Annotated in this window: 20 protein-coding genes; 10 read left to right on the top strand and 10 right to left on the bottom strand. The window is 66.4% G+C overall.

All coding sequences use genetic code 11. The features are described from left to right. The 3 genes from AC07Q9_RS27565 to AC07Q9_RS27575 all read right to left on the bottom strand — a co-directional run bounded on the left by AC07Q9_RS27565 (position 1) and on the right by AC07Q9_RS27575 (position 2,950). Complete coding sequence (locus AC07Q9_RS27565; protein WP_495312513.1) at positions 1 to 1,893, bottom strand: amidohydrolase; 1,893 nt, start codon at positions 1,891 to 1,893, stop codon at positions 1 to 3. Positions 1,894 to 1,973: 80 nt separating this feature from the next. Next, positions 1,974 to 2,267 carry a DUF1427 family protein gene (locus AC07Q9_RS27570; RefSeq protein ID WP_354345749.1) on the bottom strand — a complete coding sequence of 98 codons (294 nt, stop codon included), beginning with the start codon at positions 2,265 to 2,267 and terminating at the stop codon, positions 1,974 to 1,976. A 29-nt stretch (positions 2,268 to 2,296) separates the two neighbouring features. Then, positions 2,297 to 2,950 (bottom strand): hydrolase, encoded by a 654-nt coding sequence (locus tag AC07Q9_RS27575; protein WP_062474264.1) that lies wholly within the window; start codon positions 2,948 to 2,950, stop codon positions 2,297 to 2,299. A 180-nt stretch (positions 2,951 to 3,130) separates the two neighbouring features. On the opposite strand from AC07Q9_RS27575, the gene AC07Q9_RS27580 reads away from it, so the two are divergent. After that, positions 3,131 to 4,042 carry a LysR family transcriptional regulator gene (locus AC07Q9_RS27580; RefSeq protein ID WP_062474265.1) on the top strand — a complete coding sequence of 304 codons (912 nt, stop codon included), beginning with the start codon at positions 3,131 to 3,133 and terminating at the stop codon, positions 4,040 to 4,042. A 20-nt stretch (positions 4,043 to 4,062) separates the two neighbouring features. Here AC07Q9_RS27580 and AC07Q9_RS27585 read toward each other — a convergent pair whose 3' ends face one another. Further along, positions 4,063 to 4,692, bottom strand: a complete 630-nt coding sequence (locus AC07Q9_RS27585) for a 2-hydroxychromene-2-carboxylate isomerase (protein WP_495312483.1) — start codon at positions 4,690 to 4,692, stop codon at positions 4,063 to 4,065. Positions 4,693 to 4,856: 164 nt separating this feature from the next. On the opposite strand from AC07Q9_RS27585, the gene AC07Q9_RS27590 reads away from it, so the two are divergent. The 3 genes from AC07Q9_RS27590 to AC07Q9_RS27600 all read left to right on the top strand — a co-directional run bounded on the left by AC07Q9_RS27590 (position 4,857) and on the right by AC07Q9_RS27600 (position 7,296). Then, on the top strand, positions 4,857 to 5,702 hold the full coding sequence (locus AC07Q9_RS27590) for an alpha/beta hydrolase (RefSeq protein WP_495312484.1): 846 nt from the start codon (positions 4,857 to 4,859) through the stop codon (positions 5,700 to 5,702). Between the two features lie 156 nt (positions 5,703 to 5,858). Then, a complete protein-coding gene (locus AC07Q9_RS27595; RefSeq protein ID WP_495312485.1) occupies positions 5,859 to 6,860 on the top strand; it encodes a M35 family metalloendopeptidase in 1,002 nt (333 codons plus the stop codon). After that, positions 6,850 to 7,296 carry a hypothetical protein gene (locus tag AC07Q9_RS27600; RefSeq protein WP_495312486.1) on the top strand — a complete coding sequence of 149 codons (447 nt, stop codon included), beginning with the start codon at positions 6,850 to 6,852 and terminating at the stop codon, positions 7,294 to 7,296. The genes AC07Q9_RS27595 and AC07Q9_RS27600 overlap by 11 nt, the downstream gene beginning before the upstream one ends. A gap of 387 nt (positions 7,297 to 7,683) precedes the next feature. Here AC07Q9_RS27600 and AC07Q9_RS27605 read toward each other — a convergent pair whose 3' ends face one another. Next, a complete protein-coding gene (locus AC07Q9_RS27605; RefSeq protein ID WP_495312487.1) occupies positions 7,684 to 8,157 on the bottom strand; it encodes a hypothetical protein in 474 nt (157 codons plus the stop codon). Positions 8,158 to 8,340: 183 nt separating this feature from the next. Beyond that, the gene (locus AC07Q9_RS27610) at positions 8,341 to 8,661 is read right to left on the bottom strand and encodes a hypothetical protein (protein WP_495312488.1); all 321 of its coding nucleotides are present in this window, start codon (positions 8,659 to 8,661) and stop codon (positions 8,341 to 8,343) included. A 391-nt stretch (positions 8,662 to 9,052) separates the two neighbouring features. On the opposite strand from AC07Q9_RS27610, the gene AC07Q9_RS27615 reads away from it, so the two are divergent. The 5 genes from AC07Q9_RS27615 (at position 9,053) to AC07Q9_RS27635 (ending at position 13,023) form a co-directional block, all read left to right on the top strand. Then, on the top strand, positions 9,053 to 9,736 hold the full coding sequence (locus tag AC07Q9_RS27615; RefSeq protein ID WP_495312489.1) for a DUF5343 domain-containing protein: 684 nt from the start codon (positions 9,053 to 9,055) through the stop codon (positions 9,734 to 9,736). Then, entirely contained in the window at positions 9,733 to 10,299 is a 567-nt protein-coding gene (locus tag AC07Q9_RS27620; RefSeq protein WP_495312490.1) for a Swt1 family HEPN domain-containing protein, read from the top strand. Before AC07Q9_RS27615 ends, AC07Q9_RS27620 begins: the two co-directional genes overlap by 4 nt. Positions 10,300 to 10,415: 116 nt before the next feature. Next, positions 10,416 to 11,618 (top strand): MFS transporter, encoded by a 1,203-nt coding sequence (locus AC07Q9_RS27625; RefSeq protein ID WP_495312491.1) that lies wholly within the window; start codon positions 10,416 to 10,418, stop codon positions 11,616 to 11,618. Positions 11,619 to 11,675: 57 nt separating this feature from the next. Next, on the top strand, positions 11,676 to 12,497 hold the full coding sequence (gene dkgB, locus AC07Q9_RS27630; RefSeq protein ID WP_495312492.1) for a 2,5-didehydrogluconate reductase DkgB: 822 nt from the start codon (positions 11,676 to 11,678) through the stop codon (positions 12,495 to 12,497). A gap of 100 nt (positions 12,498 to 12,597) precedes the next feature. Then, positions 12,598 to 13,023 carry a PaaI family thioesterase gene (locus AC07Q9_RS27635; RefSeq protein ID WP_070060148.1) on the top strand — a complete coding sequence of 142 codons (426 nt, stop codon included), beginning with the start codon at positions 12,598 to 12,600 and terminating at the stop codon, positions 13,021 to 13,023. A gap of 25 nt (positions 13,024 to 13,048) precedes the next feature. On the opposite strand, the gene AC07Q9_RS27640 is transcribed toward AC07Q9_RS27635, so the two are convergent. After that, on the bottom strand, positions 13,049 to 13,432 hold the full coding sequence (locus AC07Q9_RS27640; protein WP_495312493.1) for a hypothetical protein: 384 nt from the start codon (positions 13,430 to 13,432) through the stop codon (positions 13,049 to 13,051). A 131-nt stretch (positions 13,433 to 13,563) separates the two neighbouring features. Here AC07Q9_RS27640 and AC07Q9_RS27645 point away from each other — a divergent pair, with 131 nt between their 5' ends. Next, positions 13,564 to 14,427, top strand: a complete 864-nt coding sequence (locus tag AC07Q9_RS27645; protein ID WP_495312494.1) for a DUF7822 domain-containing protein — start codon at positions 13,564 to 13,566, stop codon at positions 14,425 to 14,427. 4 nt (positions 14,428 to 14,431) lie between these two features. Here AC07Q9_RS27645 and AC07Q9_RS27650 read toward each other — a convergent pair whose 3' ends face one another. Genes AC07Q9_RS27650 through AC07Q9_RS27660 form a run of 3 tightly spaced genes read right to left on the bottom strand, consistent with a single transcriptional unit; the run spans position 14,432 to position 17,462 of the window. After that, positions 14,432 to 14,926 carry a nucleoside deaminase gene (locus AC07Q9_RS27650; protein WP_062474282.1) on the bottom strand — a complete coding sequence of 165 codons (495 nt, stop codon included), beginning with the start codon at positions 14,924 to 14,926 and terminating at the stop codon, positions 14,432 to 14,434. A 20-nt stretch (positions 14,927 to 14,946) separates the two neighbouring features. Beyond that, positions 14,947 to 16,260 carry a cyanate transporter gene (locus AC07Q9_RS27655; protein ID WP_495312495.1) on the bottom strand — a complete coding sequence of 438 codons (1,314 nt, stop codon included), beginning with the start codon at positions 16,258 to 16,260 and terminating at the stop codon, positions 14,947 to 14,949. Beyond that, the gene (locus tag AC07Q9_RS27660) at positions 16,257 to 17,462 is read right to left on the bottom strand and encodes an amidohydrolase family protein (RefSeq protein ID WP_495312496.1); all 1,206 of its coding nucleotides are present in this window, start codon (positions 17,460 to 17,462) and stop codon (positions 16,257 to 16,259) included. The genes AC07Q9_RS27655 and AC07Q9_RS27660 overlap by 4 nt, the downstream gene beginning before the upstream one ends. Positions 17,463 to 17,496 lie beyond the last annotated feature (34 nt).

Below are 17,496 nucleotides of genomic sequence, written 5' to 3' on the forward strand. Positions count from 1 at the left end.
TCACACCGCCCAGCAGGCGCAACCCAGCGCGCCCCAGAAGCTCTTCAGGTCGGCAATGGGCAGCTTGCTGCTCCAGGCCGTCGCGTGGCTGTGGCCGTGCACGTTGCAGTCGTTGGCGCAGGCGCACGACATCGCGGCGTTGCGCATCACCTTCTGCAGCGGCGCGCCCTCGGCGGTGTCGGCCCAGCCTGCATAACCGCCGAAGGTGCGCGCGGGCGACCAGTCGGGCATGGCGGGCGGCAGGCCGCCTTCGTCGTGCGCGGCGAACGGGCCGGCGCCGTAGACCACCTTGCCGCCCACCATCGTCAGCAGCGCCGTGGTGTCGGCAATCTCCGATTCGGCGCAGGCGAAGAAGTCGCGGTCGGGCACCACCAGGTCGGCCAGCTGGCCTTCCTGGATGCGGCCCTTCTTGCCCTCTTCGTTCGAGAACCAGGTGACGTTCTCGGTCCACATGCGCAGTGCAGCCTCGCGGTCCAGGCAGTTGCGCTGCGGGTACAGCTGCATGCCGCCCACCGTCTTGCCCGTGACCAGCCACGACAGCGACACCCACGGGTTGTACGAAGCCACGCGCGTCGCGTCGGTGCCGGCCGACACCTTCAGGCCGCGCTCGAGCATCTTCTTGACCGGCGGCGTGGCCTCGGCCGCGCCGGGGCCGTAGCGCTCGACGAAATACTCGCCCTGGTAGGCCATGCGGTGCTGCACCGCCACGCCGCCGCCCAGCGCGGCGATGCGATCCATCGACTTCTCGGAAATCGTCTCGGCATGGTCGAAAAACCAGTTCAGACCGGCCAGCGGCGTGTCCTTGTCGACCTTCTCGAACACGTCGAGCGAACGGCTGATGGTTTCGTCGTAGGTCGCGTGCATGCGCCAGGGCCAGCGGTTCTGCGCCAGGATGCGCACCACGCCTTCGAGGTCGCCTTCCATCTCGGGCGCCATGTCGGGGCGCGGCTGGCGGAAGTCCTCGAAGTCGGCCGCCGAGAACACCAGCATCTCGCCCGCGCCGTTGTGGCGGAAGTAGTCGTCGCCCTGCTTGAATCTGGAGTTCGCGGTCCAGTTCAGGAAGTCGTCCTTCTCGGCCTTGGGCTTCTGCGTGAAGAGGTTGTAGGCCAGGCGGATCGTGAGCTGCCCGTCGTCGTGCAGCTTCTGGATCACTTCATAGTCGTCGGGGTAGTTCTGGTTGCCGCCGCCCGCGTCGATGGCGCCCGTCACGCCCAGGCGGTTGAGCTCGCGCATGAAGTGGCGCGTGGAATTGAGCTGGTAGTCGAAGGGCAGCTTCGGCCCCTTGGCCAGCGTGGCGTACAGGATGGCCGCGTTCGGCTTGGCCAGCAGCAGGCCGGTGGGGTTGCCGGCGCTGTCGCGCGCGATCTCGCCGCCGGGCGGCGCGGGCGTGTCCTTGGTGTAGCCCACGGCGCGCAGCGCGGCGCCGTTGAGCAGCGCGCGGTCGTACAGGTGCAGGATGAACACCGGCGTGTCGGGCGCCACCGCGTTCAGCTCGGCCAGGGTCGGCAGGCGCTTCTCGACGAACTGGTGCTCGGTGAAACCGCCCACCACGCGCACCCACTGCGGCGCGGGCGTGATCGCCACCTGGCGCTTGAGCATGCCCATGGCATCGGCCAGGCTCTTCACGCCGTCCCAGCGCAGCTCCATGTTGTAGTTCAGGCCGCCGCGAATGATGTGCAGGTGGTTGTCGATGAGGCCCGGCAGCACGCGCTGGCCTTGCAGGTCGATCACGCGGGTCTGGCTGCCGGCCAGCGGCAGCACGTCTTCGGCGCGGCCCACGCGGGTGAAGCGGCCGTCCTTGATGGCCACCGCGTCGGCCGTGGGGTTGGCACGGTCCAGCGTGGTGAAGCGGCCGTTGCGCAGGATGAGGTCGGGGGTCTGGGTGGTGGCCATGGTGGATGCGGGTGCGAGGGAGGTGGCTGCAAAGGCGCCGAGGGCGCCCAGGAAGTGGCGGCGTTGCGGGTCGGGGGCGTTCATGCGTCGCTCCGCTCGGACGGGCGGCCGGCGGCGGCGGTCTTCACCGCCCCGGGCTGCGCGCAGGTCGGCAGCTCGCCGAACACGTGCGGCTTGACCTGGTCATGCAGCCACGAGGTGGCGGCCGGCCGGTCGAACACCTGCCGCACCAGCGGCGGGATCTGCTCGCCGAGCAGGATGCCCAAGAGGCCCACCAGGGCGATCACCGGCGGCGCCGGCGAGCGCACCTGGAAGAGCGCGTAGATCACGCCGACCAGCAGGCCGAGCGCGAGGGAAACGACATAGGTCTTCATGGTCGGTCGGCCTTGCGGGTGCGCTGCGCTCAACCCTCGTGGGCGCCGAACATCGTCTTGGCGTACGTCACGCCCAGACCGTAGGCGCCGCCCACCTTCTTCGCAATACCGGTCGTCAACTCGTAGGTGTCGCCACGCGCCCAGTCGCGCTGCAGCTCGAGCAGGTACTGCAGCGAGGTCATCGGCTGCGCGCCGGCCTGCACCATGCGCTCCATCGCGCGGTTGTGCGCCTCGGTGGACACGTCGCCGCAGGCGTCGGCAATCACGTACACCTCGAAGCCCTGGTCCAGCGCCGACAGTGCCGGGCCCACGATGCACACGCTGGTCCACAGGCCGGCCAGCACGATGCGCGGCTTGCCGATGGCGTTCACGCGCTCGATCACGGCGGCGTCTTCCCAGGTGTTCATCGAGGTGCGGTCCAGCATCTTCTGGCCGGGGAAGGCGTCGGTGATCTCGCTGAACATCGGGCCCGAAAAACTCTTCTCGGCCACCGTCGTGAGGATGGTCGACACCTTGAAGCCGGCCGCCGCCTGCGCCACCAGCGCGGCGTTGTTGCGCAGGTTCACGGCGTCGATCGAGTGCGTGGCAAAGGCCATCTGCGACTGGAAGTCGATCATCACCAGCGTGTGGTCGGTGGGGGTGAGCAGCTTGGCGCCGGCGGTGGGGGTGGCTTGGACGGTCATGAAAGGCTCCTTCGGCAAAGTTGGGTGCGTGGATATTCGATTCGGTTCACAATCGCTTTCGGAGGGAATCTCCTTGGCGTGGGCTGAATCATCCGGTGCACGCAGGGCCCCATCGACGAAACTTTTCACCATCAATGATCGAAGTTTTCGATCATTCCTTTTTGCTGCGAGGAACGCTCCGTGCTCAAGCTCACCCTGGAAGCCATCGAGGTCGTCGACGCCATCGCGCGCCACGGCTCCTTTGCCGCCGCCGCCGCGCGGCTGAACAAGGTGCCCTCCACCATCTCCTACGCCGTGGGCAAGCTCGAAGAACAACTCGGCATGCTGCTGTTCGAGCGCAACGGCCCGCGCGTGACCCTCACCGCCGCCGGCGAAGAAATGCTCAAGGAAGGCCGCTGGCTGCTCGGCGCCGCGAGCGACCTCGAATCGCGCATGCGGCAGATTGCCACCGGCTACGAATCAGAGCTGCGGCTGGTGCACGACTCGCTCATTCCCACGCAGGCCTTCATGGACGACATCCGCGCCTTCGAAGACCTGCGCTGCGGCACGCGGCTGCGCATCGGCTGCGAGGCGCTCACCGGCAGCTGGGAGGCGCTGCGCGAGGGCCGCGCCGACATCGTGGTGGCCGCGGGCGAAGGCCCGGCCGGCGGCGGCCACCAGGCCGTGGCCGTGGGCAGCCTCGAGTTCGCCTTCTGCGTCGCGCCCACCCACCCGCTCACGCGGCTGAAGCGCCCCGTGCAGCGCGGCGACCTCATCGACTGCAACGCCATCGTGGTCGGCGACACCGCGCGCACCCTGTCGGACCGCACCGTGGGCCTCATGGCCGGCCAGCCGCGCATCACCGTGCCGTCGATGGCCGCCAAGGTCGCCTGCCAGGTCGCCGGGCTGGGCCACGGCTTTCTGCCACGCGCCTGCATCACCGACGAGCTGGCGCGCGGCACGCTGGTCGAATTGCCGACCGAGGAACCGCGCGCGCCCGAGGCCTTCTGGCTCGCGTGGAAGACCGGCGCGCAGGGCCAGGCGCTGCGCTGGTGGCGCGAGCGGCTGCACCGCACGCTCGTGCCCGCGCTGCTGCCGCGCTCGTTCCTCTGAAGAAAAAGAGAGGTTGTCGCTCAGCCGCCGGCGCGCAGCTTGTCGAGCGCCCGGTCGAGAAACGCCAACCGGTCTTGTCCCCAGAAGCGCTCGCCGTTCAGGATGAACGTGGGCGCGCCGAACACGCCCGCCTCCACCGCGTCGGCGCTGTTGGCGCGGTACACCGCCAGCACCTCGGCCGACTGCTCCAGCGCCTGCAGCGCCGCGCCGTCGTAGCCGTTTTCATCAGCGACGGCGATGCGCACCGCGGCCTGCGCCGTGTCGCGCTCCTCGGCCCACAGTGCGCGCAGCAGCGCGTGCGACAGCGGCTGCGCGTCCAGGCCCTGCAGCTGGGCGGCAATCACCATCCAGCCCGGGTACTTGTTCCAGTTCGGGTCGGCCGGCGCGCCCTTCGGGTAGTGCGCGGGCTCCAGGTTCATCGGCATGCCGAGGTAATCGCGCCAGCGCGACAGCTCCAGCGCGTGGTACGTGCGGCGCGGCTCCGGGCGCGTCTTCAGCGGAATGCCGCCAGTCTGCGGCACCACCGCCTGGAAGTCGTAGGGCTTGAGCGTGAGCTGCACATGGTGGCGGCGCACGATGTCTTGCAGTTGCGGGCCGCCGAGGTAGGCCCAGGGCGAGGAAAGGCTGTAGTAGCAGTCGATGGCGATCATGCGGGGATTATCTTCAGCCCCCGGCCGGCGCGCCGCGCGCCACGGCCATACACCTCGCAACGCACCGCCTCGCGAACGCGGTGAAACTACGCCCCTTGCGCGTTGCGCATCGGCCGGGCCCTGCCCTTGCGATGCCACGCCGCCACTTTCTCGGGAGCCCTGATTTGCAGAAGAACACCCAAGCCAAGATTGCCCGCATTGCCCTGTCGGCCTCGGCCGCCGCCATTGGCAGCCTGGCCGCCTACTGGACCCTGCTCGCCACGCGCCAGGGCCACATTCTTTTCAACGCCCGCAAGCTGCCCGTGGTGCATCTGTCGGAAGATTTTTCGACCTACTCGCACCCCGTGCCCGGCGGCATGGTGCGCGGCTACGTCTACCACCCGCAGGGCGAAGACGCGCTGCAGGACCTGTTCATCTACTTCGCCGGCCGCGGCGAAGACGTGCGCGCCACCGCGCAGATGCTGCACTGGCTGCCCGAGGGCTTCGGCTTTGCGGCCCTCAACTACCGGGGCGTGGCCGACTCGCAGGGCGCGCCGTCCGAGATCGCTTCCGTGGCCGACGCCACCCAGTTCGCCAGCCACCTGCGCCGCGCCTTTCCGCAGGCGCGCCTGCACGTGGTGGGCCGCAGCCTGGGCACCGGCGTGGCCATCCAGCTCGTGGCGCGGCAGGAGTTTGCGAGCCTGCAGCTCATCACCCCCTACGACTCGCTGCTCGAAGTCGCCAAGAAGCGCTTTCCGCTCGTCCCGCTGTCGCTGTTGCTGCGGCACCGCTTCAACTCCATCGAGCACAGCAAGGAAGTCGCCGCCAAGACCCAGGTGCTGCTCGCCGCGAAGGACGACGTGGTGCCGCACGAACGCTCCGAAAAACTCATCGCCGCCTGGCCCACGCCCGTGAGCGTGCAGACCGTGTCGAACTCCGACCACCACAACATCACCGGGCTCGAAGAGACCTGGCTGATGCTGGTGGACTTTGCGTTGACGGCGGTGTTGCCGGAGACGAAGGCGGCGTAAGGAGCGCAAGCGCCCAGGAATTTTTCGGTCGTACTCGCCGCCCAAGGACCGGAAACCTGCGGGCAGCGTGACGAAATCGGAAGCCGGTTGACACTGGGCCACAGTGTCGAGGACCGCATCCTCCTACAACTCCCAGACACAACTGGGAGGTTCAGGATGATGCGAAGAATTCTTGTGGTCGGCGACCCGCCGGTGCCCGGCGGACGTGTGCTGCCTTACGACGGTCCGATGTTCGATCTGTACGGCCATCGCGTGGCGTTGATCGGCGGCCGGGCTTACTGCGAGGGGTGCAACAGCGTCGGTGTCATCGCCAAGGCGGGAGGGCCGCGCCGTCCGCAGTTCGTCACCGAGGCGGCGCTCGAAGGCGACGTGGTGATCTGCCACTGCCCCGTGCCGCAGCCTCTGCTTTCCGTGCTGCAGCAATCGGCAACGTTCGAGGACATGGACACGCGTGCGACGGGCGTCGTGTCGAGCGCGGCAGCGTTGACCCCGACGGCGGCCACAACCTCTGGCTTGGAGATGGCTGCGTTCAAGCAGGCAGTGGACGATGCCGTCACGCATCCGCCCGAGGCCGAACAGACCGAGAACATCTGTCCGAACATGACGAACAAGGAGTTCTCCGACCAGATCCTGAGAATTCGAGACCGGGCCGTCGAACTCATTGCAACGAAGCGTCTCATCGAGCTTCAACGCTGGAACAACGCCGACCGAGCCCGTGTCGCCCAATGGTTCGGTACCGATGACCCGTCCATCAGGGAATACTTGCGCAATGGCCTCTCCGCTTGCGAACGGGTACTGCGCGGCCTGGAGGGGAAGAACTTCGTGCGTTACTCGCTCACGGCGCTGAAGCATGTAGGCTGCACCATCGAGCCGCCACGGGGTGTCGTCGCAGCCGCCTGCAAACCCGACACTCAGTCGCACACCATCGCCATCCACATCGACTTCTGCAGTTTGCGCCGGACGTCTGCCACTTTCGCTTCGCAGCTGTCCACGCTCGTGCATGAGGTGACGCATTTCAACGACACCTTTGGCAGCTTCGACACCATCAACCACCTCAGCGATGCTCTGGCGGCGGTAAAAACCAACCCCAAAGGCGTGAAGACCAACGCCGACAGCATCACTGGCTACGTCGTTTGGGAGGAGCCCTATGAAGGCTAGATTCATCGCCCTGCTGTCACTGACTCTGGCTGTCGGACAAGCCGAGGCGTGCAGCTACATCGTGCAAACCCAAGTGAGTTTTGAACCCGGCTCGGCAGAGCTGGATCGCTCGCAGGTCATCAAGCTCTCGGAATGGCTGACCCGTTCCTACGCAGCTTTCCCCATGTACACGAGCGGGGCGGTGGAAGCCGGTGCTTCCGGGACGATACCCAGCGAGGCAAAAGCCTTGGCTGGGCTGCGCGCGGCCAGCACCGTGAGAGCGCTGCGCATGTTGCTGCGCACCGACCTTTCGGTGGCGACGGCCTTCCAGGCCTACCGCTCACCAAAGAACAGCTTTGGCGAGAGCAATGACTTCGCGGCCATCCAGCTCTATCCCGATGTTGAAGGACTGAAGCTGCCGACCTGCCACCCCGCGCCTCAAAGCTCCCTGCAATAGCAGCTGACAGGCTCCCGCGCCAACTCCCCCGCCAACGCATCCCAACCCCCGACGCCACCGCGCCCGCAATGTGCGCCTGGTGGTGCGCCTGCGACGCCCACGATTCAACCAGCGCGAAAACACAGTCGTTGTCGCTGCGCCCGAACAGCCGAACGCCCCGGCACCCATCCGCCGACGCCTTCGACGGCAACGGGCGCAGCTGGCATCGGCTTTGTCGTGAAGAAGAGAGAAAGCAAGAAAGCGAACGGGATACGCAGCGTCGCCGGTCAGCGCGCGCCCGTTGCAGTGCTTGCCAGGAATGCCGCAAAACAGTTCGGGCCGAAGATGGCCGCTTTCAAACACGCACCGTACTGACGATGCGCTTCGCTGAAAACGCCTCGACGATCTCTATTTGGCCTTTTGGGAATCGAGGTACTTCTTGACCAAGGCATCAAGCTCAGCCTTTCTGGTTCTCTGAAGCTCTGTACATCGACCAATTTCAGCCAACAGCGCATCGCCCTGCGTTGAGCGAAGCACAGAAGCAGCCATCGAGGGCTGGTAGGCGGGCCACCTCCGGTTGTAGTCCTCTCGCACCGAACTGAGTTGAGCGTCAAAGCCTCTTTCCGACAGTATCCCAATCGCTGCAGCCCTGAAGTATCCCGTGAGCGTATAGGCAGCGTTGGGGACCTGCGAGCCGCTATCGGTCATCAGAATGGTGTACCTCGTATTGATGAAGGCGCAGTTTGTCAGATCATTTCCGAGCCCCTTCTGTGCGGGCGTGATGGGCGGCGCACTGCTACAGGCCGAAAGTGCGACAAGCAATACCAGCGAAAAAGACTTACGCAAGGTGTCCCCCTTAGTTGCAGCAATGTCGTAACTCATTCGACGGATTTTTCCTGATTGAGAGGGCGACTCTAGCCGCGGTGAATGACGGAGGGCAACCTGCCTTCCAGCGCTAGGCAGACGTCGCCAGCCGCTACGTTGACGGCGGTGTTGCCGAACCGAAGGCGGCGTAGGGGTTGCAGGCCGGCAGTGATGCAGAGGCTTCATGCCGGCCACTGCGGGCTAGGCCGGCTTGAGCGAGGATTGCGCTTGCAGCGCATCGCGTACGGCGCCGGCTGTTGCGTTGACGGTGGCGATGCGGGTCATCAACGCTTCGTTGAGCAGGCGCAGCAAGGCGCTCAGTTCGGTGCGGGTGGGGGCGAGTTCTTCGCTGTCGTTCAGGGCGCTGGTGTCTACGAGCTTTTCTAGGGCGGTGTAGGCGCGCATTACGGAGTTGAGGTTGTCGGCGTCGTCGCAGGCTTGGACCGCAAGGTCGTCGAGGTCTGATGACGAGGAAGTGGGACGGGCGCTCGGTTGCGCGGGGACGGATGCAGATTCAGCCATGTGCGGCCTCCGAAGGGATTTTGGTTTGCCACAACCGACGCCCCCGCTTCCAAACGATGGCGGCAGCTCGAACGGGTTGGAAGACCGGAAAACCCCTTGTAGAGAAACCGGCAGGGCTCGCGCCCTCCCGTCCGAGCCGCCTAAAAAAGCAGCACGAACGAAAAAGCCGCAGACCATGTGCGGGTCCTGCGGCTTTCGTCGCAGGGGTTTTTGCGGGCTTCCAAACCCGATCGCGTTTTTTGCGCGACGAGCAAGTATATCTACAGCATCGCCCTGAAAGGGCTCGGAAGTTCGCAACAGAAGAAGCGTTCACAAAGACAAATTTGCGAACGCTCTCGACATCCATTCAATCAAGTTTTTCGCAATGGATAGGGGAAACGGAGCAATGGACATGATCGATCAGCCATGTAACCATGTACTACCTTTCACTAGTCGGGTTTTGAAAATGGCGACCTCGCTGCCCTATCTCGCGTCCAACAAGAACATCGAGACGCTTTTCGCGGCGATTCTTTCCGCCAAAGTTCCCGACAAGTTCACTCAAGAATTTTTACAAAACACCATTGGCTTGAAAGGTTCAAACGACAGGCAAGTCATACCCTTGCTCCGGAATTTGAAGTTTCTAGATCAATCCGGGAGTCCAACTCAAAACTACCGACTTTTGAAAAGCCGGGACACCGCAAAACCGGCAATTGCCGAAGGAATTCGATCGGCCTATGCACCGCTTTTCGCCGCAAATGAAGAAGCTCATGCGCTGTCTTCAGAAAAACTAAGAGGACTCGTTGCGCAGGTTGCGGGAACAGATGACGACATGACCAGCCGCATAGTTTCAACCCTCTCCTCGCTAATTAAACAGGCCGATTTTTCTAGTCGCCCTATAGCGCAGGCTTCAAAGAAGAAAGAGGACGAGGTTTTGGAAGAAACCCTTGATGATCAATCCTCCACATCAGGAAAGATCAACTCAGCCAAGCCAATGCGACCTGAGTTTCACTACAACATTCAAGTTCACTTGCCAAATAATGGATCAGAAGAGGTCTACTTGAACATATTCAACGCACTCAGAAAGTCATTTGCATGAGCATTGATTCCAAGGCCGCGTTGTTTCTCATGCTTGGCCAAGCAGTAGAGCGGTCGGTTTCGAACATGGAAGAACTAGTCCCCGAAGACACTTTGCTGCTCGCCCCTTCTTACGACCTTGCTCCATTGCTTCCTGCTAGCGTTAAGCGGGCAACCATGGCCGCAGAGACATATCGATTGATATTTGTCTTCGAGAATTTTCTAAGAGGTTTTGTCGTTGACGTGCTCTCGAAGGACGCAAGTCGACCTTGGTGGGACAAGGTGCCAAAGGATGTACAAGACGAAGTCATTAAGGTCGAGGAGACGGACGAAGTAAAGAGTTGGATGGCTCTTGGCTCACGTGATCGTTCCGCTCTTATGACCTTTCCTCAACTCTTGCGCGTTATCGATCACGCGTGGAAAGATGGGTTTGATGATTTGGTGCGGGACAAGGGATTGATTCAAGGCGCGCGTCTTATCGTTCACTTGCGCAATACGATTTGCCACATGACTGAAATCCCAGAAGAGGAAACTGATCGTGTCCGTCAAACTATGCGCGACTGGTTTCGAGTTATCTCCCCGTAAGCGATCAAGAGGCTTGATAGCTCTTGCTTCTACAGCAACTATCTTCTGCCCCAACCCCCATTTATCCGCAAAGGTAACCGCAAGACACTCCTCCTCATCCCAGAAGGAGTGCTCTCATGCCAATCGCCTTACTCGCGCTGACCCTCAGCGCCTTCGCCATCGGAACGACCGAGTTCGTCATCGTTGGCCTCATTCCCACCGTCGCTGCCGACCTCGGCATCGGCCTTCCCTCCGCCGGCCTGCTGGTCAGCCTCTATGCGCTGGGCGTTGCCATTGGCGCGCCGGTGCTCACGGCCCTCACGGGCAAGCTGCCGCGCAAGGCGCTGCTGCTCGGGCTGATGGCGCTGTTCACGGTCGGCAACCTGCTGGCGTGGCAGGCGCCCAGCTATGAATCGCTGATTGCCGCCCGCGTGCTCACGGGGCTGGCGCACGGGGTGTTCTTCTCGATCGGCTCGACGATTGCCACCGGCCTGGTGTCGAAGGAAAAGGCGGCGAGCGCCATCGCGATCATGTTCACGGGCCTCACGGTGGCGCTGGTCACGGGCGTGCCGCTGGGCACGTTCATCGGGCAGCACTTCGGCTGGCGCGAGACTTTCCTGGCGGTGTCGGCGCTGGGCGTGGTCGCCTTCGTGGGCAGCTGGATCTTCGTGCCGGGCAACATCCGCCACACGCCGCCGGCCTCGCTGGCGCAACAGGCCAAGGTGCTGGCCGAGCCGCGCCTGCTGCTGGTGTATGCCAAGACGGCCATCGGCTATGGCGGCTCGTTCATTCCGTTCACGTTCCTGGCGCCGATCCTCACGGAGGTGTCGGGCTTCAGCGCCGGCGCGGTGGGCTGGGTGATGCTGGTGTACGGCATCTCGGTGGCGGTGGGCAACATCTGGGGCGGCAAGCTGGCCGACCGCATGGGGCCGATTCCGGCGCTGAAGATCATCTTTGCGCTGCTGGCGGCCGTGCTGCTGGTCTTCAACTTCGCGGCGCCGCACAAGTGGCTGGCGCTGGTGGCGGTGCTGATGTGGGGCGCGGTGGCGTTCGGCAACGTGCCGGGGCTGCAGGTGTACGTGGTGAAGCAGGCCGAACGCTTCACGCCGCAGGCGGTGGACGTGGCCTCGGGCCTGAACATCGCGGCCTTCAACCTGGGCATTGCAGGCGCGGCCTGGGCCGGCGGCCTGATCGTGACGCACCTCGGGCTGATGCACACGCCCTGGATCGGCGCACTCGTCGTGCTGGTCTCTCTGGCCCTCACGCAGTGGAGCGGCTCGCTCGACCGCCGTGCCGGCATTCCGGTGCGCGCCTCGGGGCCGGTGCCGGTCGGGCACTGAGCTTTCCTCTTCTCTTCTCTTCCTTTTCTTTCTTTGAACACAAGGCACACACACGCCATGACCACGAACATCCACACCCCCATTCCCGCTTTCGGCCTCGGCACCTTCCGCCTGCAGGGCCAGGTGGTGATCGATTCGGTGCAGAACGGCCTCGACCTGGGCTACCGCACGATCGACACGGCGCAGATCTACGGCAACGAAGCCGAGGTGGGCCAGGCGATTGCCGAAAGCGGCGTGGCCCGCAGCGAGCTCTTCATCACCACCAAGATCTGGACCGACCACTACGCGAAAGACAAGCTGGTGCCGAGCCTGAAAGACAGCCTGGCCAAACTGCGCACAGACCATGTCGACCTGACGCTGATCCACTGGCCCTCGCCCGCCAACGCGGTGCCGGTGGCGGAGTTCATGGGCGCGCTGGCCGAGGCCAAGGCGCTGGGGCTCACGAAGCAGATCGGCGTGTCGAACTTCAACATCGCGCTGATGCAGGAAGCCATTGCCGCCGTGGGCGCGCCGGCCATCGCCACCAACCAGATCGAGCTGCACCCCTACCTGCAGAACCGCAAGGTGGCGGCCTTCGCGCAGAGCCAGGGCATCCGCATCACCTCGTACATGACGCTGGCCTACGGCAAGGTGCTGAACGACCCGGTGATCGGCGCGATTGCCACGGCGCACGGCGCCACGCCCGCGCAGGTGGTGCTGGCCTGGGCGATGCAGCTGGGCTACGCGGTAATTCCGTCGTCGACGAAGCGCGCGAACCTCGAAAGCAACCGGAAGGCACAGCAACTGACGCTGACCGAGGCCGAGATGGCGCAGATCGCCGCGCTCGACCGCGGCGAGCGGCTGACCGATCCGCAAGGGCTGTCGCCGGCGTGGGACTGAGGCGCTGGCACGGGGCGTAGCGCCGCGCGGCAGAATGCAGTGACCCCTCGGGGCGCCCTATGGGCGCCCTTTTTCTTCTGCTTCTTTTCGCTTGCCAGCCATGACCGACCTTCACACCCGCATCTCCGACAGCTTCAACGCACAGGGCCTGATGGCCACGCTCGGCGCGCGGCTGGTGCATGTGGGCGACGGCGAGGTGCACATCGAGATGCCGTTTTCAAAAGCGCTGTCGCAGCAGCGCGGCTATGTGCATGCGGGCGCGGTGACGAGCATCGTCGACAGCGCCTGCGGCTACGCGGGGCTCACGAAGGCGCCGCAGGGCTGCGACGTGGTGACGGCGGAGTTCAAGATCAACTTCATGCGGCCCGCGCTGGGCGAGCGCTTCCTGGCGGTGGGCCGGGTGCAGAGCTCGGGCAAGCTGCTCGCGGTGTGCACGGGCGAAGTGCGTGCCTTCGCGAAGGCGGGCGACACGGACTACAAGGTGGTGGCGATGATGCAGGCGACCATCGTGAACGTGCCGCAGTGAGCGAACGGCACCCCGCTTCGCGCGGCTAGCAGCGCGGCGTGGCGGCGATTTCGCTGGGCTGTTCCTGTTGCTGCTGTGGCGGCTTCTGCTGCTCGGCGATCACCGCGCGGCACAGGGCCTGCAATTCGGCCGCGACGATGTCGGGCGCCTTGCGCAGCTCGGCAATGTCGCGCTCGCCGACGCAGTGGCCTTCGAGGCGCACGTAGATGCGAGTGAAGTTGCCCCCGAGCGCGCGCGCAATGTCGCGCAGGCAATCGGCCACGCTAGCAAAGCCGGTGTGGCTGTACGAGCTGGGCGGGATCACGCCCTTGGAGCGCGGCGCGCGCACGGAATACAGGTACGACGCGCCTTCAGACCGCAGCTCCACCACGGGCTGCAGGCCGCGCTGAACGTCGTTGCTTCCTTGCATGGGGCGGAGTGTAAATCTGGCGAAGGCAGAATCTGCCGACCAGGCCGAAGGCCGCTTCGCGAGAGGCGGCTCTTCTTCATTCTTGTCACGGCGACGCGCTCGAACTGCAGCCGCCATTCACACTTTGATCCATGGCCAATCGCTCCTACCTCTACAGCCTCACCAACCGACCCACGGCGTACACGGACCGACCCGAAACGATCTCGGGCCTGTCCGAATGGAACTACGACATTCCGTTCATGTACCGGCTGCTGATGTCGGGCGATCCGCAGCTGTGCGCGTCGCTGATCTCCGATGGCCTCGACAGCGACGAAGGGGATGAGAAGGTCAGGCTGTACGCGATCAGTGGCTGCTTCGAGCCGGGCTTTGCGCGGGTGAAGCGCTTGAGTGACATCGTGCGGTACCTGGCGGCGCAGGCGCCGGTGCCTGCGCCCGCACCCGCTGCCCCACCCGTCGTGGCCGCGCCGAAGGCCACGTCGTTCGTCGATCGACTCAAGGGCTGGTTCTCGCCGCCCGCCGCACCGAAGGCACCGCCTGCGGCTGCCGCGCCCGCAGCGGCCACGCCCGCGACGGGCTCGACGCAGCTGCCGGGCTGGCTGGACGAGACCCTGGCCTTTCTCGAAGCCCACCGCAACGAGCACCTGCTGCTGGAGACGGTCGAGCTCGACACGATGTACGAATCGGAAGAAGCCCCGCTGCGGGCCTGCGTCGAGAAGGAGCTTGCCCGCTGCCAGCAGGCCGGCGCCGCGCTCGATGCGCTGCCGCAAGACATCGCGGCGGCGGCGCAGTTGCTGCGCGAAGCCGGTGCAAAAAAACAGGCGGCCCCGCTCGATGCGTTCTTCGGGCTGCGCTTCGACGACGACTGCGACAGCACGCGCAGCCGCGCCACGGAATATCCGCTGGGGCTGCAGTGGTACGACGTGCTGTACTTCGGCCTGCTCAACCGCGCCGAGTTCGAAGCGGCCACGCGCGGCGACGCTGCGGCTGCCGCATAGCGCTTCAGTCGCCGCGTCGCGGCTCGGCCCACGCCGAGAGGATGCGCACCGCCTCGGCGTCCATCTTCTGTTCGGCCGGTTGCGCACGCGCGGCCAGCGGTGCGCCGGCTTCGGTGCGCAGCACGTCGACGTCGATCGGGTGGCGCGCCGCCACGGTCACGCCTTGGAAGGCTTCACCCGACTGCGCGAGCGTGGCCGCGTAGTACAGCTGGCCGATGCCCGCGATGTGCATGGCCGCCACGCACATGGCGCAGGGCTCGCACGAGGTGTAGAGCTCGCAGCCCGACAGGTCGACGGTGCCCAGCCGGCGGCAGGCATCGCGAATGGCCTCGACCTCGCCGTGCGAGGTGGGGTCGTGGTGCGCGACGGAGTGGTTGAAGCCCTCGCCCACCACTTCGCCGTTCTTGACGACGACCGCGCCGAAAGGCTCGGTGCCGGGCTCCTGGAGTGCACGGGCCGAAAGGGCCAGGGCGCGCTGCATGAAGTGTTCGTTGTACATGGGTCGGATCTCCTTGGGTCTCAGGCCTTGCGGGCCTGCTCGATGGGGGACGGCGCGGATGCAGTCTGCGCGCCGAACAGGCCGGCAGTGGCGCTCGCGTAGCGGCGCGGATCGAAGCGCAGCACGGCGGGCAGCAGCAGCACGGTGACGGCGGCCAGGTAGGCCCAGGCCATGGTGAAGCCACCGGTCTGCTCGCGCACCCAGCCGGTGACGAAGGGCGCGAGCGCCGCGATCATGAAGCCCACGCCCTGCATGAAGCCCGCGAGCGCGCCGGCCTGCGCGGGGTCGGGCCGGTGGTCGAGCGCGAGCACCATGCACAGCGAGAACGCGCCGCCCAGGCCGGCGCCGAGCACGACGGCGATGACGGCCGCCGGCACGGGCAGCGCGAGCCCGAGCGCCGCAAAGCCCGCGAGCTGCGCCAGCAGCGCACCGACCAGCCAGCGCCGCAGGTCGCGCTGGCCGCCGCGTCGCGCGAGCGCCGGCAGCGTGAGCGCGCCGACGACCTGCGCCAGCGTCATGAGCGCGAGCACGGCGCCGCCCTGCTGCGCCGTCCAGCCGCGCTCGGCATGGAAGTAATGCGGCAGCCACGCGACGAGGCTGGTGTAGCCGCCGTTGATGAGGCCGAAGCACAGCGCCAGCAGCCACGCGCGGCGGTGGCCGAAGCAGCGCAGCCAGGCGCGGTCGAGCGAGGGGTCGGCGGCGCGCACGGATGACGACGCAGACGGCAGCTGCCGCGCACCGCGCAGCCACGCCACCAGCGCCACCACCGCGAGCACCGCCCACATCGCGAGGCCGGCGTGCCAGTCGAGTTGCGCCTCGCCGCCCACGGCGCGCGCAAGCCACGGGCTGGCCATGGCACCGAGCCCGCCGCCGCCCATGATGGCGGCCGAGTAGAGCCCGGTCATGAGGCCCAGCCGCGCGGGGTAGGCCTGCTTGACCACGCCGGGCATGAGCGCCTGCACCAGCCCCACGCCCGCGCCCGCGAGCGCGGCGCTCCACAGCAGCGCCGCGGCGCCGCCCGCCACGTAGCGGCCGGCGCAGGCCAGCGCGATGGCACAGAGCCCGAGCGCAATGCCGCCGCGCGCGCCCAGCCGCTGGCCCACGGCCGCGCCCGACAGCGACACGGCGCCCATCGCGAACATCGGCAGCACGGTGAGCAACGCGACGGCGTGAAAGCCGATGCCGGTCGCGGCGCGGATCGGTTCGAGCAAGGGGCTGCTCGACGTGAGAAAGGCGCGCAGGTTGAGCGCCACCAGCACGACCACGCAGGCGAAGAAGACCGGGCCCGCGCCGGTGCGCGAGCTGTCGGTTGCAGGGCGTGCGGCGCGGCTCACGCGGGCACGGCGCCGGGCACGAGCGTGCCGTGGCGCGCGACCACGCGGCCGCCCGACACCACGAGCTTGCGCACGGGGCGGCCCACCACGGCCTGCGCGGGCGTTTGCGCGTCGACCAGCACGAGGTCGGCGCGGCAGCCCACGTCGAGCCCGTAGGCCGCAAAGCCGCAGCCGCGCGCGCCGGAATGGGTGACGGTGTCGAGTGCCACCTCGAGCTCGTCGTCGCGGCGCAGGTTGTAGCGCAGGCCGATGAGCATGGCGCGCTCGAGCATGTCGGGGTTGCCGTAGGGCGACCAGGTGTCACGGATGCCGTCGTTGCCGCCGAGCACGGTGACGCCGGCCGCGCGGCACGCCATGAGCGGCGGCACGTTGCGCGAAGCCGGCGCGCTGGTGATGAGCACCACGCCGAGCTTGGCCATGCGCGCGAGCAGCGCGTCGCGCTCGCGTTCGCTCACGTCGCCCAGGCAGAAGCCGTGGCTGATCGCGACCTGGCCCTGCATGCCGAGCGCCTCGGTGCGCTGCAGGATCAGCTCGAGCGAGAAGGCGCCCATGGCGCCGGGCTCGTGCAGGTGGATGTCGACGGGGCGCTGGTGCTTGTGGGCGATGCCGAAGAGCACGTCGAGCGACTTCACGGGGTCGCCGTCGATGGCGCAGGGGTCGAGGCCGCCGAGCACGTCGGCGCCCAGGGCCAGCGACTGGTCGAGCAGCTCGGCGGTGCCGGCGCGCCCGAGCAGGCCCGACTGCGGAAAGGCGATGACCTGGATCTGCTGCACCTCGCGCAGCGTCTCGCGCGTGCGCAGCGTGCCTTCGAGGTGGCGCAGGCCGGCCTGGGTGTCGACGTCGACGTGCGTGCGCAGGCGCGTGGTGCCGAGCGCGAGAAAAGCCTTGGCCAGCACCAGCGACTGCGCGGCGGCGTCGTGCCCGCTGGCGTGGCGGAAGGCGCGCTCGTTCTCGATCTTGTCGGTGAGGTTGGTGCCGACCTCGTTGCGGTACCAGTCCATGCCCCACATGGTCTTGTCGAGGTGGGTGTGGCCTTCGACGAGGCCGGGCAGCAGCAAGGCGCCCTCGCCATCTTCGACGGTGGCGCCGGCCGGTGCGGCCAGCGCCGCGCCGATCTCGGCAAGGCGGCCGTCGTGCACGCGCACATCGACAGGAGACGCACCCAGGGGGCGCACGTTGCGGATCAGGAGCTGCGAGGTCATTCGATTTCGTTCGTGGGGTAACAAGGGCAAAAGA

It is taken from the genome of Variovorax sp. GW821-FHT09A10 (assembly GCF_059418385.1).

What these genes read in the sequence shown, in the direction of transcription:
- AC07Q9_RS27585 (WP_495312483.1), bottom strand. Translation starts at nt 4,692, where the DNA reads ATGATCGCCATCGACTGCTACTACAGCCTTTCCTCGCCCTGGGCCTAC.
- dkgB (WP_495312492.1), top strand. Translation starts at nt 11,676, where the DNA reads ATGACCACGAACATCCACACCCCCATTCCCGCTTTCGGCCTCGGCACC.
- AC07Q9_RS27645 (WP_495312494.1), top strand. Translation starts at nt 13,564, where the DNA reads ATGGCCAATCGCTCCTACCTCTACAGCCTCACCAACCGACCCACGGCG.
- AC07Q9_RS27595 (WP_495312485.1), top strand. Translation starts at nt 5,859, where the DNA reads ATGATGCGAAGAATTCTTGTGGTCGGCGACCCGCCGGTGCCCGGCGGA.
- AC07Q9_RS27605 (WP_495312487.1), bottom strand. Translation starts at nt 8,157, where the DNA reads ATGAGTTACGACATTGCTGCAACTAAGGGGGACACCTTGCGTAAGTCT.
- AC07Q9_RS27615 (WP_495312489.1), top strand. Translation starts at nt 9,053, where the DNA reads ATGATCGATCAGCCATGTAACCATGTACTACCTTTCACTAGTCGGGTT.
- AC07Q9_RS27625 (WP_495312491.1), top strand. Translation starts at nt 10,416, where the DNA reads ATGCCAATCGCCTTACTCGCGCTGACCCTCAGCGCCTTCGCCATCGGA.
- AC07Q9_RS27640 (WP_495312493.1), bottom strand. Translation starts at nt 13,432, where the DNA reads ATGCAAGGAAGCAACGACGTTCAGCGCGGCCTGCAGCCCGTGGTGGAG.
- AC07Q9_RS27660 (WP_495312496.1), bottom strand. Translation starts at nt 17,462, where the DNA reads ATGACCTCGCAGCTCCTGATCCGCAACGTGCGCCCCCTGGGTGCGTCT.
- AC07Q9_RS27620 (WP_495312490.1), top strand. Translation starts at nt 9,733, where the DNA reads ATGAGCATTGATTCCAAGGCCGCGTTGTTTCTCATGCTTGGCCAAGCA.
- AC07Q9_RS27610 (WP_495312488.1), bottom strand. Translation starts at nt 8,661, where the DNA reads ATGGCTGAATCTGCATCCGTCCCCGCGCAACCGAGCGCCCGTCCCACT.
- AC07Q9_RS27600 (WP_495312486.1), top strand. Translation starts at nt 6,850, where the DNA reads ATGAAGGCTAGATTCATCGCCCTGCTGTCACTGACTCTGGCTGTCGGA.
- AC07Q9_RS27635 (WP_070060148.1), top strand. Translation starts at nt 12,598, where the DNA reads ATGACCGACCTTCACACCCGCATCTCCGACAGCTTCAACGCACAGGGC.
- AC07Q9_RS27575 (WP_062474264.1), bottom strand. Translation starts at nt 2,950, where the DNA reads ATGACCGTCCAAGCCACCCCCACCGCCGGCGCCAAGCTGCTCACCCCC.
- AC07Q9_RS27570 (WP_354345749.1), bottom strand. Translation starts at nt 2,267, where the DNA reads ATGAAGACCTATGTCGTTTCCCTCGCGCTCGGCCTGCTGGTCGGCGTG.
- AC07Q9_RS27650 (WP_062474282.1), bottom strand. Translation starts at nt 14,926, where the DNA reads ATGTACAACGAACACTTCATGCAGCGCGCCCTGGCCCTTTCGGCCCGT.
- AC07Q9_RS27565 (WP_495312513.1), bottom strand. Translation starts at nt 1,893, where the DNA reads ATGGCCACCACCCAGACCCCCGACCTCATCCTGCGCAACGGCCGCTTC.